The following is a 16,499-nucleotide window of genomic DNA, read 5'->3' as shown; positions in this document are numbered from 1 at the left end:
TCCAGAAGAAGCACGTTCAGCGGACCTGACCCCCGATCCGGGTGGTCAGTTCGGCCGCGGTCAGCCGGACCTCTTCGGCGAGGTCGGACCAAGTTCGCGTAGACGATGATGTTGTCCTTGTAGCTGTGCTCTTCCTTGTCGAAGACACCGCCACAGGTGATCAGCCGCAGCTGCGACTTGTCCGTGTTGCCGTAGACCGCGTCCTCGGGGAACTGGTCCTTGGGGACCTGGTCCTTCTTCTCGACCACGAACTTCAGGCTCTTGCCGTCGCTGCGGTCGACGAGCACCTCGTCGCCCGGGTTGACGTCCTTGAGCTTGGAGAAGATGCCCGGCTGCTTGTTGCCGTCGACGTGGCCGAGCAGGATCGACGGGCCGACGTCACCGGGCACCGGCGAAAGCCGGTACCAGGCGGCCTGCATCGGGTTCTTCGCCGGCGGGACGGACATCTTGCCGTCCTTGCCGATCGCGACCGTGACCAGACTCGATTCCGCGCCGATCTTGGGGATCTTCACGTTCGTCGGGCGAACCCCGTTGAACGGCTTGACGACCGGCGGAGCCGATTCCGACGGCGCCGCCTGCGCCCCTTGCGCGGCGGGCGGGGCCGGTTCGCCGGTGCCGCATCCCGTCAGCGTGAAGGAAAGGACAAGGGCGGCCGCGACCAAGCGGCCGCCCTGCGTCACGTGCTTCATCGGATCAGGCCGCGGTGAAGCCGAAACCGGTCTCGATGCCGCCCTTGGGCTTCAGCTTGACCTGCTTCTTCGGCTTCTCCGGCTTGGCGCCCGGCGCGGTCGAACCGCCGCCGACCGTCTCCTCGATCTCGATGTCACCCTGACCCGGCTTGCCGTCGCAGGTCCAGGTGAAGGTGCTCGCCTTGCCCGTGAAACCGGGCTTGGCCTCGATGATGTAGATCCAGAGGTAGGCGTCGGCGCCGTCCTGGAACGCGTCGACGACGGTGAAGTCCGGCGCGTTGACGTCGGCGGGCTCCGAACCGCAGAGGATCGCCAGCGCGCCCTCGTTGCCCTCGACGTAGCCGGCGCCGACGTTCAGCACCGGCGCCGGCGGGGTGGTGGTGGTCGGCTTCTCCGAGGTGGAGGTCGACGTCGGCTTGCCCGACGTCTCGGTCGGCTTGCCGGTGGTGGGCGTGCCGGTGGTGGTCGTCGGCTGCGACGTGGTGGTCGTCGTCTCCGGCGGGGCGGTGGTCACGGGACCACCCGTGTAGGTCGGCCCCGGCGGAACGGTGGGCGAGGTCTCGGTCGGCGCCGCGGGGGGCGCCGTCGTGGTCTCGTCCTGCGCCATCGCGGCAGGCGTCACGGCCAGCGAAATGAGGGCGCCGGCCAGCACCGCGCCCGCGAGGCGGCCCAACGTCTTCTTCAAAGTGATCTCCCAGTGAAAAGCATTCGCACCACACGGTGACCCCCACCGTGCGACCACTCGGGAAAAATCCCACGTTCGAGTGACAGCGCGATCTTGCCCGAAAAGCACCGGTCTCCAGTAGCGAATGGACGGTGACAAAACCCACTCGGAAAACCGGTAACACCGGGGCGATCCTGCCCGATACAAGGGCTCGAATGTCGCTCAACAGAGCCGAAAGCTCTCGGCGACGCAGCAATGTTAACACCCGGACGGCCGGAACGGTTGCGTTACGGAAGCATTTTTCCGGCGGCCTCCGAACGTCGCGAAACCGCCGGTTTTCCCGGCCGAAGCTGCGACTTTCCGCGATTTTCCAGGCCTTTGTTACCGACCGGTTCACACGTTCGGGGGACCGCCGGTGAAAGACTGACCATTCGGCCGCGGAATCCGGTGCCCGGCAACCCGAAGGTCACGATCAGGGCACCGGACCCTGCGCTAGCCGAGCGCCGAGGCCAGATCCGTCCAGAGATCTTCCGGATCTTCGAGCCCGACGCTGAACCGGACGAGCCCGGCGGGCACGTGGGCGTCGCCCGCCAGCCACGCCCGCCGTTCGACCAGGCTCTCCACCCCGCCGAGGCTGGTGGCGGCCCGGATCAGCCGAAGTGAACCGATGACCTTGTCCGCGGTCTCGGCGTCCGGGAGTTCGAACGCGATCATCGTGCCGGAGCCGGGATAACGCACCCGGGTGATCGCGGGATGGTCGAGCAATCGGGCCGCCAGCAGCGCGGCCGTACGCGTCTGCTCGGCCAGGCGGACCGGCAGCGTCCGCAGCCCGCGCAGCGCAAGCCACGCTTCGAGCGCTCCCGGCGTCGCCCCCATCCGGGTGCGCGCGTCACGCAGGTCCTTCGCGACGCCTTCGTCGGCCGCGATCGTCAGGCCGAGCAACAGATCGCTGTGACCGCCGATGAGCTTCGTCGCGCTGTGCACGACGATGTCGGCGCCGAGCTCCAGCGGCCGCTGCCCGAGCGGGGTGGCGAACGTGTTGTCCACGGCGACCAGGCCGTTCGCGGCGGCGGCGATCGTCTCGATGTCGATGACGTCCAGCGTCGGGTTGGTCGGCGATTCGAGCCAGAGCAGGTCGGCGTCCGCGGCGGCGACCCAGGCGGCCGTGTCGTCCGGCGCGATCTCGGTCACCACCAGGCGGCCGGTGCGGTGCGCGTGCGCGAGCAGGCCGCGGGAACCGGCGTAGGAGTACGTCGGGACGCAGACCTTCGCGCCGACCGGCAACGTGTCGGCGACGGCGCTGAGCGTCGCGATCCCCGAGGCGAACGCGGTCGCGTGCCCGCCTTCGAGCGCGCCGATCGCGGCTTCGAGGGCCTCCCAGGTCGGGGTGCCGTTCTCCCGCGAATACGCGCGGTCGGCGCCGGCGTCGAACGTGCTCGCCGCGACGATCGGCACGTTCAGCGGTTCGCCGGGGCCCTCCGGACGTCCGGCGGCGACGGCGAGGGTGCGGGGTGACCAGTCGTTCGTGTTCACCCCGCCACCGTAAACCGTGTTCCGGCTAGTGGGCGTACACCTCGAACTCGTAAAGGGAGTAGCCGTACTTCGTCCCTCGCTGGACCCCGGCCATCCGGACATACCGGCCGTCCGTCGCCTCGAAGGCGACGTTGTCCCGTCCGCCGTCTCCGTCCACTATGGACGCCGCGTCGCGCCAGTTCGTCCCGTCGGACGAGACCTGCACCTTGTACGCCTTCCCGTACGCGGATTCCCAGTGCAGCACGACCCTGGAAACGCGCTGCACCGAACCGAGGTCGACGGTGATCGACTGGTTGTCGCTCCAGTCGCTCGCCCAGCGCGTCGAGAGGTTCGCGTCGATCGCGTTGGACGGCGGCGAGTCGTACCAGCCGGTTTCGTGGCTGCTCGCGCTCACCGACCGGCCGGTGGCGAGGTTGGCGATGGTGTCGCCGCGCCTCGCCGGGAACTCCACGACCTGCTGGAAGGTCGGCCGGTTCTGGGTGCTCATCTTGTCCTGCGTGATGCCGCCGAGCGCGCGGTGGATGATCGTGTCGGCGCACCACTGGTCGCCCGCGCCGCAGTCGCCGTCACCGGGGTACACGGTGTTGGCGGGCTGCGCGGCCGCCTGCGTCAGCGAGTCGAGCAGCACCTGACGGCAGGCGTTGACGTCGCCGCCACCGCAGTACTTCACGGGCAGCGGACCGGCGACGTTCTGCCCGAGGACCGACCGGATGTCCTTGTGCACGTAGCCCCACCAGCCCGCCTGGTACGACGAACCCGCGTGCGGCTGGCCGACGTGCTTGCCGGGGACCTCGTTCTGCCAGCCCGAAGGCGATTCGTTGATCTTCAGCACGCCCACCATGGCGGCGTAGGCGGCGTCACCCATTCCGGGTTTGAACTGCGCGTTGACCAGCAGCGGCCACCAGGCGTCCATGATGCGGATCGCGTCGGCGTTCGCGTACGCCTTGCTGCCCGGCGAAGTCTCCGCACGCAGACCGCCCGCGGCGAGCCAGGCCTTCAGCTTCGTCACCGCGTCCGCGGCCGGACCGGTCACCGGCGCCTTGTCGAGCACCTTGAGCAGCTCCGGCAGCACCTTCTCCGCGCGGAGGTCGGCCAGCGCAGCTTCCTCCATGGCCTGCGTGAGGTTCACCCGCGTCACCTTGGTGCCGCTGGAGACCATCTTCTTGACCCGCGCGTCGATCAGATCGCCGCGGTGCACGGAACTCTTGTCCGCGCCGCTGGCCGCGTAGCCGTTGCTCTGCGCGTTGTTCCAGCTGATGTAGTAGTCCTGGTTGATCGACTGCGGATGCTGCGACGACGGCGTGTAGTTCGCGAGGTTGCCGTCGGGGTTCCAGCCCTGCCAGTCGAATCCGGCGTCGCCCTTCACCGGCATCGCGGGGTCGACGTTCGGATTGCGGACCGGGTTCGAGCCGGAGTTGAAGTACGCGATGTCGCGGGAGTCGGCGTAGAACCAGTTGTAGGTCTGGTTGACGTCGGCCGCCGCGGCCTGGAAGTCCTTCGCGGACTTGATCGCGTCCGGGTCGTTGAACTTCTGGAAGCCGATGATCGTGTCGATCTCGTGCTGGAAGGTCGACCGCAGCGAGGCGTACGCGACCGGTTTGCCGCCGACCAGCGCGCGGCTCGTCACCGGCCCGTACTTGGTGCGGAAGCTGCGCAGCGTGTACGAACCTTCCGCCGTCCCGTCGGCGATGGTGGGCTTCCACGCGTTCTTGCGCTCGACGATGTCGAACGGCAGGCACTGGCCGCGGAAACGGTAGAAGGCGGAGTTCTTGGTCGGTGCGGAACCGTTCTGCTCGCACAGTTCGACGGCGTAGGTGTCGGTGATGTCCTGCGACGCCGAGGTCGCGCTCCACGAGTAGTCCTTGCCACGGCCGAGCAGCACGTACATGCTGATGCCCGCGAACGAGGCGCCGCGGGCGCTGATGCCCGGGCCCTGGAGTTCCTGCAGCATCAGCAATTGCGGCGCGAAGTACCCGGCCTGCGGGCCGAAGACGGCGACCGGGTGACCACTCGCGGTCTTGGCGCCGGAGACGACCAGCGCGTTGGACATGCCGTGCTTCTCGGAAAGCATGTTCCCGGGCAGGACGCCGTCGTCGAAGATGCCGCGGACGGCCTTCTGGTCCTCGGGCGCGGGAACGTCCACCTTGGCGGGCGTCGCCGTCCCGGCGGACCCGGTCGGGTCGAAGACCAGCTGCTGCCCGGAGACCGAACCCTTGTCCGGCATCGCGGCGCCCTGCGGGTTCGCGGGTGCCTTGCCGTAGTCGAAGTTCTGTCCACTGTGGAGGGTCTTGACGGTCTCGGGGTCGTCCTCGGACCGGAGGCTCTTCCAGACCTTGTCGCCCTGTTCGAGTCCGTACTTCTCCTGCATCGCCATCTTCGCGATGGCGTTCTGCACCTCACCGCCGCCACCGGCGCCGAACTGCGCGCCGACGACGGCGGCGAGGACGACGAGGTCGGTCAGCTTGAACGGCTCGATGGTCCCGGCGTTGGTGATCGCGTCGACGTGCCCGGTGAGGACGTACTCGCCGGGGAAGTAGCGGCCGCTGTGCGCGTCGGAGATGTACTTGTTCACACCCTCGACGTAGGCCTCGGCGTCGGCCTTGCCCTGCGCGCCGCGCGGACCACTGGCGGCGGCGTTGTCGATCTGCTTCTGGAGCTCCTGCTCGGTGTAGGGCGCCGAAGCGAAGAAGCTCTGCTCGAGTTCGCGGTTGCCCTGCGCGCCCCCGGCGTACGAGGTCAGCTGGCCGCGGCCGACGCGGCGCATGATGTCCATCAGCCACAGACGGTCCTGCCCGGCGGCGTACCCGGCGCCGTACATCGTGCCCGGCCGCGTCGTGCCGACGATCCGGGGGACGCCGGTCGCCTTGTCGCGGGTGATCGTCACGTCCGACCGCGGTTTGATCGTGCTCTCGACCTGACCGGACTGGACCCCGAACGAGGCGTCGTTGAAGAACTGGTTGATCTTGTCCGTGGTCAGCGTCTTGTAGCCGTCGGCGAGCGAGGCGTATTTGCCGAGCTGATCGGCCGAATGCGCGGGACGGGTGCCGAACGCCTTGTGCGCCAGGATCTCGGCGAGCGTGGCGTTCCCCTTGGTGCCGGGCGGCAGGATGTCGGCGCACTGTCCGGCGCAGTAGTCGTCGAGCGCGGCCGCCACGACCGAGTTCCGCGGGGCTTCCGCCGCGTTCGCCTGGAGCGCCGGAACCGTTCCCGCCACCAGCGTCAACCCCGCCACCAGCGTCAACCCCGCCAGCGTCGTCAAGACCCGTATGCCTCGTCGCATGAAAGACCTCCGTCGTCGGAGAGTGACGAGGCGCACACTACCCACGGGTATCCAAATTTGTGAAGACTATTCGCATTCTTGCCACCGTTCGGCGGAACACTCGTCCTGCGGACCCGGGACCAGCGGAGGTAGCTTTGTCGCATGTCTTTGGAAAAGCCCCAGATCGACCGTCCGGACGGCCCCGCGCCCACCGAGCTGGAGAAGAGTGACATCTCCGTCGGCGACGGCCAGGAGGCGAAGGCCGGCGACACCGTCTCGGTGCACTACGTCGGCGTCTCGCACTCGACCGGCGACCAGTTCGACGCGTCGTGGGACCGCGGTGAGCCGCTTCGCTTCGGCCTCGGCGCCGGTCAGGTCATCCCCGGCTGGGACCAGGGCGTCGCGGGTATGAAGGTCGGCGGTCGCCGCAAGCTGGTCATCCCGCCGCATCTGGCCTACGGCGAACGCGGCGCCGGCGGCGTCATCAAGCCGAACGAGACCCTGATCTTCGTGGTCGACCTGATCGGCGTGAACTGACCCACACGAATCCGAAGACCCGGTCTCGGCCGGGTCTTTTTCTTTGTTCTTTCGGGAAGCCGACGAGCGACGACCACACGAAAGAGGCCCCCGTCGCGCTGGCGACGGGGGCCTCAACCAAGAGTGGGCGAGGAGGGAGTTGAACCCTCACGTCCTTTCGGACACACGGACCTGAACCGTGCGCGTCTGCCATTCCGCCACTCGCCCGAGTTGCTTCGTTCTCTGACAGCTCGCAAAGCGTAGCAGGCGGTTTTGGCGGGTTTCACCGGGGGCCGTGTCCGACTGGCCGTACCCGGATAGGATCGACGGGGAAGCACACGTGTGAGGAGGTTGCCCGGTGGGCCGCGTTGAGCGCTTTGATAGGCGGCTCGAGAACCTCGTGGGCAATACCTTCGCGCGCATGTTCGGTGGCAACGTCGTCACGCAGGAAGTGGCGGTGGCGCTTGAGCGCGAGAGCGAGGAGAACGTTCGTGAGCTGGCCGGTGGTCGACAGCTCGCTCCCAACCACTACATCGTGTCGTTGGGGCAGGCTGATCACGAGCGCATGGCCGGAGACGAACGTCGGGTCACGTCGGTGTTGGCGGAGGCGGTCAAGGAACACCTCGCCGAGCACGGTTGGGACACCTATGGTGACGTCGTAGTTTCGCTCGAGCGCAACGAGGCGCTGCATACTGGACAGTTCAAGACCCGTTCGTCCGTCGATCCCGACGTCAAGCCCCACGGCGTCGAAGGTTCGTCACGGTCGGCACGACCCAGCAACGCAGGAGACCCAGCAATGAGCCAGCCCCCCGGCTACGGCCAATACGACCAGGGTGACCCGTACGGCCAGCAGCAGGGCCAGTACGGCTACGGACAGCAGGCTGGCCAGCAGCAGCCCGGGTACGACCAGGGTTATGGCGGCCAGCAGCAGGGCGGCTACGACCAGGGCTACGGCGGCGGCGCCCAGCAGCCCGGTTACGACCAATACGGCGGCCAGCAGCAGCAAGGCGGCTACGACCAGGGCTACGGCGGCGGTCAGCAGCAGCCCGGCTACGACCAGTACGGCGGCCAGCAGCAGGGCGGCTACGACCAGGGCTATGGCGGTGGCGCCCAGCAGCCGGGCTACGACCAGTACGGCGGCCAGCAGCAAGGCGGCTACGACCAGGGCTACGGCGGTGGCGCCCAGCAGCCCGGTTACGACCAGTACGGCGGTGGCCAGCAGCAGGGCGGCTACGACCAGTACGGCGGTGGCCAGCAGCAGTACGGCCAGCCCGCCGCGGACCCGTACGCGCAGGGTGGCGGCTACGGCGGCCAGCCCGCGGCCGGCCGTCAGCTCGCCGCGAGCCTCCAGCTGGACGACGGGTCGAACCGCTCGTACTCGCTGAAGCAGGGCGGGAACGTCGTGGGCCGCGGCCAGGACGCCGACTTCCGGCTCCCGGACACCGGCGTCTCGCGTCGTCACCTGGAGATCACCTGGGACGGCCAGAGCGCGACGCTCGCGGACATCGGTTCGACGAACGGCACGACCGTCAACGGCACCCCGGTGCAGACCTGGCAGCTGGCCGACGGCGACGTGATCCGCGTGGGCCACTCGTCTCTCGTGTTCCGTACGCAGGGCTGACCGGCGGGGTCCGGAGGGGGTATCGCAGAATTGCGGTGCGGGACCTGTGGTGGATCGGCACCTCGGGTCGTATGCGGAGAGCAAGGCCGTTCGGAGCCGACCATCCCGGACGGCACCGGCTCTCCGCGGCGTACAGGAGAAACGGGAGCGGACACAACAAGTGCCAGAGCTGGTCGTTCAACTCACCAGGGTGGGCTTTCTCGTGCTGCTCTGGCTCTTCGTGTTCGCCGCGTTGCGTGTCGTCCGTTCGGACCTGTACGCGGCCTCCGGGCTGCGAGTCGCCGTCCCGACGTTCGGTCGCAAGAAGAAGGAAAACAAGAAGCCGCGTGGCGGGAAGTCGCCTCAGCAGCTGCTCGTGACCCACGGTGCGCTGGCAGGCACCAGGATCGCCTTGGACGGCAGGCCGATCCTGATCGGCCGGGCCGACGACTCGACTCTGGTGCTGGACGACGACTACGCGTCGACCCGGCACGCCCGGATCGCCCTGCGCGGGGAGGATTGGTACGTGGAAGATCTGGGTTCGACGAACGGGACGTACCTCGACCGGGCTAAGGTCACGGCACCCCTCCGGGTCCCGCTCGGAGTCCCCATCAGGATCGGCAAAACGGTGATCGAGCTTCGCCCATGACTCTCGTCCTCCGCTACGCGGCACGCAGCGACCGGGGACTGGTGCGTTCCAGCAACCAGGACTCCGTGTACGCGGGTCCCCGCCTGCTCGCCCTCGCCGACGGCATGGGCGGCCACGCCGCAGGCGAGGTGGCCAGCAAGGTCGTCATCGCCTCCCTCGCCCCGCTCGACGACGACGACCCCAGCGACGATCTCCTCGCGCAGCTGCGGGAGGCCGTCCAGAACGGCAACGCGGCCATCGCCGAGCTCGTCCAGCAGGACCCGGACCTCGACGGGATGGGCACGACCCTGACCGCCGTGCTGTTCGCCGGTTCCCGGATGGGTGTCGTGCACGTCGGCGACTCCCGCGCGTACCTGATGCGCGGCGGGCAGTTCTCGCAGATCACGCGGGACGACAGCTTCGTCAACGAACTTCTCGAACAGGGCCGGATCACGCCGGAAGAGGCCGCGGTGCACCCGCAGCGGTCGCTGCTGCTGAAGGCGCTCACCGGACACGAGGTCGAGCCGAGCCTGACCGTGCGCGAAGCCCGCGCCGGCGATCGGTACCTGATCTGCTCGGACGGCCTGTCCGGCATGGTCAGCGACGAGACCCTGTCCGAGGCGATCCAGATCCCGGATCCGCAGGCCTGCGCCGACCGGATGATCGAGCTGGCGCTCAAGGGCGGCGGCACCGACAACGTCACGGTGATCATCGCCGACGTCGTCGACGTCGACTTCGGCGAGGACGCGCCCATCGTGGGCGGCGCCGCCGGGGACGGCAGTGACGAGTTCCATCAGGGCGACTCCCCCGCCGCCCGCGCCCGCGCGCTGACCCAGCCCGCGCCGCAGCCGCGGCCCGAGGTCCAGCCCCAACAGGAGGACCCCAAGGTCAAGCGCCGGAGGCGATTTCGCTGGCTGGCGGGAGCGGTGGTCGTCCTGATCGTGCTGGCCGCGGCGGCGATCGCCACGCGGTACTTCGTGCTGAGCCAGTACTACGTCGGCGAAGGCCCCGGCGAAGAGGTCGTTATCTACCGCGGCGTCCCGGGCAGCATCCTCGGCATCGACCTGCACGCCTACGAGCAGGGCTCGTGCCCGCCGGGCGGGCTGTGCACCGACAAGCTGCTGGTGCCCGCCCTGCAGGAAGACGCGCGCATCGCGGTGAAGAACGGCGTCAAAAAGGACAACCTCGACGACGCCCGCAAGTACATCGACGACTTCCTTCGTCCGCACAAGCAGCTGGCCGACTGCAAGCCGAACACCAGCTCGACTTCCACGCCACCTTCCTCCTCGGCGGCTCCCCCTTCTACCCCCGCCTCGCCGAGTTCGGCGAACCAGCCAGCGGGGAGGGACTGCTCGACGCCGGAACCGGCAGCACCGGGGGGCGGTAACTGATGAGCACGCCGCTCGCCGATCCGGCTTCGGCCCAGTTCGCCACGAACCCTCCGCGCGAGCTGCCCAAGCGGCGCGGGACGGAGCTCGTCCTCCTGGCGTTCGCGACGTTCATCGTCACCATCGCGCTCGTGCTGGTGGAGGCGAACCAGGAGCAGGAGCTGACCAGCTCGATCATCTGGCTGGGGCTGTCGTACCTCGGGGTGCTGACGGCGGCGCATCTGGCGGTCCGCCGCTGGGCGCCGTACGCGGACCCGGTGATCCTGCCGTGTGTCGCGCTGCTGAACGGGCTCGGCCTAGTGATGATCCACCGGATCGACCTGGCGCTCGCGGAGCGCGCGGTCCAGCAGGGCAAGGAGTACACGCCGGACGTCACCAAGCAGGTGCTGTTCACGGCGATCTCGCTCGTGCTGTTCGTGGTGGTGCTGGTCGTGATCAGCGACCACCGCACGCTGACCCGTTACGGCTACATCTGCGGTCTGGTCGGCATCGTGGCGCTCGCGCTGCCCGCGGTGCTGCCGTCGAGCCTTTCCGAGGTCAACGGCGCGAAGGTCTGGATCAAGCTGCCGTTCTTCTCGATCCAGCCGGGCGAGTTCGCGAAGATCCTGCTGATGATCTTCTTCGCTTCGTTCCTGGTGACGAAGCGGGACCTGTTCATGGTCGCGGGAAAGAAGATCGCCGGCGTCGAACTGCCGCGTGCCCGTGACCTCGGCCCGATCCTGATCGCGGCGGCCGCCTGCCTCGGCGTGCTGGTGTTCGAGAAGGACCTCGGGACGTCGCTGCTGTTCTTCGGCGTCACGCTGGTGATGCTGTACGTCGCCACCGAACGGGTCATCTGGGTGGTGCTGGGCGTCGGCTTCTTCGCCGCCGGCGCGATCATCGCCTACAACCTGTTCACGCACGTCCAGCAGCGCGTCCGGAACTGGATCGACCCGCTCGCCACCTACGACGACGCCGGTGGCGGCTACCAGGTCGCGCAGGGCCTGTTCGGGCTCGGGACCGGCGGGGTCGGCGGCACCGGCCTCGGCGCCGGGCGGCCGGACATGGTCCCCGAGGCCAAGACGGACTTCATCACCACCGCGATCGGCGAGGAACTCGGTTTCATCGGCCTCGCCGCGATGCTGATGCTGTACCTGATCCTGGCGATGCGCGGCATGCGCAGCGCGCTCGCGGTCCGCGACACCTTCGGCAAACTCCTCGGCGGCGGCCTCTCGTTCGCCCTGGTCATGCAGATCTTCGTGGTCGTCGGCGGCGTCACGAACCTGATCCCGAACACCGGTATCACCGCGCCGTTCCTCTCCCGCGGTGGCTCTTCTCTGCTCGCGAACTACATCCTGGTGGCCCTTCTGCTCCGAATCTCCGACGCCGCCCGCAAACCCGCGGTGCGGCCGAAGCCGCAGCAGCCCCAGGCGCCGCTCGCCGAAGCGCACACGGTGATGGTCCAGCGGCCGTCCGCGAACGGTGAGGGGAGCGCGTCGTGAACACCCCGCTCCGCAAGGTCGGTGTCGCCATGCTGGTCATGGTGGTGCTCCTGCTCGCCAACGCCACCTACATCCAGGTGGTCAAGGCCGACGACTACCGCACGGATTCGCGCAACCTGCGGGTGCTCTACGAGGAGTACTCCCGCCAGCGCGGCCTGATCGTCGCTCCCGACGGCACGGCGCTCGCGAAGGTCGACCCGTCGAACGACAAGTACAAGTTCATCCGGACCTACGCCGACGGCCCGATGTACGCGCCGGTCACCGGCTACTACTCGATCAACTACGGCTCGGGTGGCCTGGAGCGGTCCGAGGACGACGTCCTCAACGGTTCCGACCCGCGGCTGTTCGTACGGCGCCTGTCGGACATGGTCACCGGCCGCGACCCGCGCGGCGGGAACGTGCGGCTGACGATCAACCCGGCCGTGCAGAAGGCCGCGTACGACCTGATGACGCAGAAGGGCTACACCGGTTCGGTGGTCGCGCTCGAGCCGAAGACGGGGCGCATCCTGGCCATGGTCTCGACGCCGTCGTACGACCCGAACAGGCTCGCCTCGCACGTCGGCAAGGAGCAGATCGCGGCGTGGGGGCAGTGGCGCGACGATCCGAAGAAGCCGATGCTGAACCGCGCGATCTCGGAGAGCTACCCGCCGGGTTCGACGGCCAAGCTGCTGGTGACCGCGGCCGCGCTCGAGAACGGCAAGACGGCGGACATGCCGGTCAACACCGCGCCGAACGTCAAGCTCCCCGGCACGCAGACGACGCTGGAGAACTACGGCGGCGCGGCCTGCAAGGGCAACACGCTGAAGGAGGCGCTGCGGTACTCCTGCAACGTGCCCTTCGCCGAACTCGCGGGTGAACTCGGCAAGGACAAGCTGAACGCGACCGCGAAGAACTTCGGTGTCGGCGAGGACCTGACCGTGCCGATGCGGGTCGCCTCGTCCACCCTGGGCCCGCTGGACTCGCAGGCGGCCCTGTTCCAGAGCGCCATCGGGCAGCGCGACGTGCGCCTGACCCCGATGCAGGACGCCCTGCTTTCGGCGACCGTCGCGAACAACGGGATGGCGATGAAGCCGCAGCTCGTGCAGTCGCTGCTGGCGCCGAACCTGTCGACCATCGAGGACTACAAACCGAGCGAACTGACCGGCGACGCCGCGCTGTCCAGCGCGAACGCCGCGATCCTGCGCGACATGATGCTCGCGTCGGAAGAGAACACGAAGGGCGCCGGCAAGCGCGGCGACATCCAGATCGCCTCCAAGACCGGCACCGCCGAGCACGGCAGCGACCCGAAGAACACCCCGCCGCACGCCTGGTACACCGGGTTCGCGCCGGCGATGGACCCGAAGATCGCCGTGGCGGTGGTCGTCGAGTCCGGTGGCAACCGCGGGCTCGAAGCGACCGGTGGCACCGTGGCCGCGGAGATCGGCCGCGCCGCCGTCAACGCCATGCTCGGGGGTGGATAGCGGATGCTGTCCTCGGGTCAGCTGCTGGCCGACCGGTACAAGCTGACGAACCGGATCGCCGTCGGCGGGATGGGCGAGGTCTGGCAGGCCAGCGACACGCGGCTGGACCGGACGGTCGCGGTCAAGATCCTGAAGGCGGAGCTGTCCGGCGACGCGGAGTTCCTGCACCGGTTCCGGACCGAGGCGCGGATGACGGCGTCGCTGAACCACCCCGGCATCGCCGCGGTGCACGACTACGGCGAGACGGTCGCGGACGAGCTGTCGATCGCGTATCTGGTGATGGAGCTGGTCGAAGGCGATCCGCTGGCCGCGATCATCACCCGCGAGGGACGGCTGAACGCCGAGCGCACCCTGGACATCCTGGAGCAGGCGGGCAACGCGCTGCAGGCCGCGCACGAGACCGGTCTCGTGCACCGTGACGTCAAACCGGGCAACATCATGGTCACCCCGGCCGGTCAGGTGAAGATCACCGACTTCGGTGTCGCGAAGGCCGCCGACGCCGCCCCGGTGACCAGGTCCGGCATGGTCATGGGCACCGCCCACTACATCGCCCCCGAGCAGGCGCTCGGGCACAACGCCGAACCGGCGAGCGACGTCTACTCGCTGGCCGTGTGCGGTTACGAATGTCTCACCGGGCACCGGCCGTTCCTTTCGGAGAACGCGGTGACGGTCGCGATGATGCACATCCGCGATCTCCCGCCGCCACTGCCGCCGGACGTGCCGCCGGGCGCCCGCGCGGTCATCGAAGCGACCCTGATCAAGGATCCGAGACAGCGGTACAACAGCGGCGGCGAGTTCGCGGCCGCGGTGGCGGCGGTCCGCGCGGGCCTGCCGCTGCCGACACCGTCGGGGCTGGTCAACGTGACCTACTCCGCGGGGCAGCCCGTCCTGCCGCAGCAGGTGCCGCCCGGTCCCCACTCGCCACCGAACCCGATGGCGGTGGTCGGACCGGCGTCGCATCCGGCGATGCACCCGGTCACCGGCCCGCCCCCGATGGCGGTCCGCCGCCTGCCGGGCAGACGGCCGCAATGGGGTTGGTGGGTGGTGCTCGCGGTGATCCTGATCGCAGTACTGGTGGCAGGAGCCTTCCTCATCGTGAGACTGGTCGGTTCGGGCAACGGACCGCAGTCGGGCGGCGTGGGAACGAGTGAACAGGCACCGACTCCGGGTAAGAAGCCTGAAGGTCCTTCGCCGACATCCGCGTACCCCGCGGTGCCGACGGAGGGCGGTACGGAGGAGTCGGCCGGACAGGCGAATCCAGGAATGATGAGCAGCAAACCTTGGACGGAATGGAACGGCACGCAGAGATGAGCACACCAAGACTGCTCAGCAACCGCTACGAGCTGGGCGAGACGCTCGGCTACGGAGGCATGTCCGAGGTCCACCACGGCCACGACGTGCGCCTGGGCCGGGAGGTGGCGATCAAGATCCTGCGCGCCGACCTGGCGCGGGATCCCCAGTTCCAGGAACGTTTCCGTCGCGAGGCGCAGAACGCGGCGGCCCTGAACCACCCGGCGATCGTCGCCGTCTACGACACCGGCGAGACGAACACCGAGTTCGGCCCGCTGCCCTACATCGTCATGGAGTACGTCGAAGGACGGACTCTGCGGGACATCGTGAAGACCGAAGGCCCGATGTCGCAGAAGCGGGCGATGGAGGTCATGGCCGACGTCTGCGCGGCGCTGGACTTCTCGCACCGGCACGGCATCGTGCACCGCGACGTCAAGCCGGCGAACGTGATGATCACGAAGAACGGCGCCGTCAAGGTGATGGACTTCGGCATCGCGCGCGCCATGCACGACGGGCAGTCCGCGATGACGCAGACCGCCGCGGTGATCGGCACGGCGCAGTACCTGTCGCCGGAGCAGGCCCGCGGTGAGTCGGTCGACGCGCGTTCGGACGTCTACGCGGCCGGCTGCGTGCTGTACGAGCTCATCACCGGCGAGCCGCCCTTCACCGGCGACTCCCCGGTGGCGGTGGCGTACCAGCACGTCCGGGAGGACCCGAACCCGCCGTCGTCGGTGAACCCGGCCGTGGCGCCCGAGCTCGACGCCGTCGTGCTCAAGGCGCTCGCGAAGGGCCCGGCGAACCGGTACCAGTCGTCGGCGGAGATGCGTTCGGACCTGGTCCGCACGCTGTCCGGCCAGCGGCCGTCCGCGCCGATGGTGATGTCGGAGGACGAGCGCACCCAGGTCATGGACTCGGACCGCCGGGTGCCGCCGCGCTACGACCAGTACGAGGAAGACGAAGAAGACCCGGCCGCGAAGAAGAAGCGCCGCGCCTGGTTGATCGCCGGTCTCGTGGTGTCGCTGGCGGCCATCGTGCTTCTGATCATGTGGCTGTCGAACGCCTTCAACAGCACCGGCGCCGAGAGCAAGGCGATCCCGAGCGTCCTCAACCAGAGTGAGGCTTCGGCGAAGGACACGCTCCGGAGCGCGGGGTTCAACTCGTTCGAGCAGACCAAGAAGGTGCCCTGCACCGGGGAAGCCGTCAACGGTCTGCCCGCCTGCGACGAGAACGACATCGACAAGGTCATCGCGATCAATCCGAACGTGGGTCAGGTGACGCCGACCTCGGACAAGATCACGCTGACCGTCGGCTCCAAGCCGGGCAAGGTCAAGACCCCGGACCTCAAGGGCAAGACCCAGGCCGAGGCCTTGGCGGCGCTGACCGACGCGGGCCTGAAGCTCGGTGCGACCACCGAGGAAGAGACCGACGACCCGAACAACGCGGGCAAGGTCCTGTCGCAGAACCCGGCCGGGCAGGCCGAGGTCGACCAGGGCTCGAAGATCGACATCGTGGTCGGCAAGTCCAAGGAACTGAAGACGGTCACGAACTACAAGGGCAAGACGAAGTCCGAGGCCGACGCCGGGCTGCGGGCGGCCGGATTCACGCCGTCCTTCAAGACCGCCAACTCCAGCGAGCCCAAGGACACCGTCATCGACCAGTCCCCGAACGGCGGCAAGCTCGCGGTCGGCAGCGTGGTCACGGTGACGGTGTCGGACGGCAGCCAGGAGACCTTCGACATGCCGAACCTCAAGGGCATGACCGAAGACCAGGCGATCCGTCAGTTGCAGCAGCTGGGGTGGAGCGGTACTCCGAACACCCAGGCCGACAAGAACGGTGACCGGGACCTGGCGGGGAAGGTCAGCAAGACCAACCCGCAGACCGGTTCGAAGGTCGCGAAGAACGCGCCGATCACGCTGTTCATCGTCGAAGACGACGATTCTCCGACGTCGTCGAGCTCACGAGGCGGGATCATCCCGCCTCCGTGATCGACG

11 protein-coding genes, 1 tRNA gene and 1 pseudogene are annotated in these 16,499 nt (G+C 68.5%); 8 read left to right on the top strand and 5 right to left on the bottom strand.

The window, feature by feature from the left end; translation table 11 throughout:
• Positions 1-89: 89 nt before the first annotated feature.
• The 4 genes and pseudogenes from AB0N89_RS24045 to AB0N89_RS24030 form a co-directional block, all read right to left on the bottom strand.
• Positions 90-689 (bottom strand): annotated as a pseudogene (locus AB0N89_RS24045) (class F sortase); the annotation flags it as partial.
• 4 nt (positions 690-693) lie between these two features.
• Complete coding sequence (locus AB0N89_RS24040) at positions 694-1,374, bottom strand: hypothetical protein (RefSeq protein WP_364207920.1); 681 nt, start codon at positions 1,372-1,374, stop codon at positions 694-696.
• Between the two features lie 471 nt (positions 1,375-1,845).
• Positions 1,846-2,886 (bottom strand): PLP-dependent transferase, encoded by a 1,041-nt coding sequence (locus AB0N89_RS24035; RefSeq protein WP_364207918.1) that lies wholly within the window; start codon positions 2,884-2,886, stop codon positions 1,846-1,848.
• A gap of 25 nt (positions 2,887-2,911) precedes the next feature.
• Positions 2,912-6,166 (bottom strand): penicillin acylase family protein, encoded by a 3,255-nt coding sequence (locus tag AB0N89_RS24030; RefSeq protein ID WP_364207916.1) that lies wholly within the window; start codon positions 6,164-6,166, stop codon positions 2,912-2,914.
• Positions 6,167-6,307: 141 nt separating this feature from the next.
• Here AB0N89_RS24030 and AB0N89_RS24025 point away from each other — a divergent pair, with 141 nt between their 5' ends.
• Positions 6,308-6,682 (top strand): FKBP-type peptidyl-prolyl cis-trans isomerase, encoded by a 375-nt coding sequence (locus tag AB0N89_RS24025; RefSeq protein ID WP_364207914.1) that lies wholly within the window; start codon positions 6,308-6,310, stop codon positions 6,680-6,682.
• Between the two features lie 124 nt (positions 6,683-6,806).
• Here the strand turns inward: AB0N89_RS24025 and AB0N89_RS24020 are convergent.
• Positions 6,807-6,889 (bottom strand) — tRNA-Leu (locus AB0N89_RS24020).
• 130 nt (positions 6,890-7,019) lie between these two features.
• Between AB0N89_RS24020 and AB0N89_RS24015 the strand changes: the two genes are divergently transcribed.
• From AB0N89_RS24015 to pknB, 7 genes are all read left to right on the top strand, one after another.
• Positions 7,020-8,282 (top strand): DUF3662 and FHA domain-containing protein, encoded by a 1,263-nt coding sequence (locus AB0N89_RS24015; protein ID WP_364207912.1) that lies wholly within the window; start codon positions 7,020-7,022, stop codon positions 8,280-8,282.
• Positions 8,283-8,442: 160 nt separating this feature from the next.
• Positions 8,443-8,910 carry an FHA domain-containing protein gene (locus tag AB0N89_RS24010; RefSeq protein WP_007030429.1) on the top strand — a complete coding sequence of 156 codons (468 nt, stop codon included), beginning with the start codon at positions 8,443-8,445 and terminating at the stop codon, positions 8,908-8,910.
• Positions 8,907-10,280, top strand: coding sequence for a PP2C family serine/threonine-protein phosphatase (locus AB0N89_RS24005; RefSeq protein WP_364207909.1), 1,374 nt, complete (start codon positions 8,907-8,909; stop codon positions 10,278-10,280). The genes AB0N89_RS24010 and AB0N89_RS24005 overlap by 4 nt, the downstream gene beginning before the upstream one ends.
• Positions 10,280-11,758: an FtsW/RodA/SpoVE family cell cycle protein gene (locus AB0N89_RS24000; RefSeq protein WP_364207907.1), complete on the top strand. Its 1,479-nt coding sequence runs from the start codon at positions 10,280-10,282 to the stop codon at positions 11,756-11,758. Before AB0N89_RS24005 ends, AB0N89_RS24000 begins: the two co-directional genes overlap by 1 nt.
• Positions 11,755-13,218, top strand: a complete 1,464-nt coding sequence (locus AB0N89_RS23995) for a penicillin-binding protein 2 (protein WP_364207905.1) — start codon at positions 11,755-11,757, stop codon at positions 13,216-13,218. Before AB0N89_RS24000 ends, AB0N89_RS23995 begins: the two co-directional genes overlap by 4 nt.
• Positions 13,219-13,221: 3 nt before the next feature.
• Complete coding sequence (locus AB0N89_RS23990) at positions 13,222-14,529, top strand: protein kinase (RefSeq protein WP_364207903.1); 1,308 nt, start codon at positions 13,222-13,224, stop codon at positions 14,527-14,529.
• Positions 14,526-16,493 (top strand): Stk1 family PASTA domain-containing Ser/Thr kinase, encoded by a 1,968-nt coding sequence (gene pknB, locus AB0N89_RS23985; RefSeq protein WP_364207901.1) that lies wholly within the window; start codon positions 14,526-14,528, stop codon positions 16,491-16,493. The genes AB0N89_RS23990 and pknB overlap by 4 nt, the downstream gene beginning before the upstream one ends.
• Positions 16,494-16,499 lie beyond the last annotated feature (6 nt).

The organism is Amycolatopsis sp. NPDC089917, assembly GCF_040684635.1.
Taxonomy (GTDB): Bacteria; Actinomycetota; Actinomycetes; order Mycobacteriales; family Pseudonocardiaceae; genus Amycolatopsis.
Note: the sequence above shows the minus strand (reverse complement) of the source record. Positions and strands in the feature narration are given on the sequence as shown.

Bases quoted from the DNA above. Each gene is read 5' to 3' on its own strand.
- AB0N89_RS24025 (WP_364207914.1), top strand. From the start codon at position 6,308: ATGTCTTTGGAAAAGCCCCAGATCGACCGTCCGGACGGCCCCGCGCCC.
- AB0N89_RS24005 (WP_364207909.1), top strand. From the start codon at position 8,907: ATGACTCTCGTCCTCCGCTACGCGGCACGCAGCGACCGGGGACTGGTG.
- AB0N89_RS24000 (WP_364207907.1), top strand. From the start codon at position 10,280: ATGAGCACGCCGCTCGCCGATCCGGCTTCGGCCCAGTTCGCCACGAAC.
- AB0N89_RS24030 (WP_364207916.1), bottom strand. From the start codon at position 6,166: ATGCGACGAGGCATACGGGTCTTGACGACGCTGGCGGGGTTGACGCTG.
- AB0N89_RS23990 (WP_364207903.1), top strand. From the start codon at position 13,222: ATGCTGTCCTCGGGTCAGCTGCTGGCCGACCGGTACAAGCTGACGAAC.
- pknB (WP_364207901.1), top strand. From the start codon at position 14,526: ATGAGCACACCAAGACTGCTCAGCAACCGCTACGAGCTGGGCGAGACG.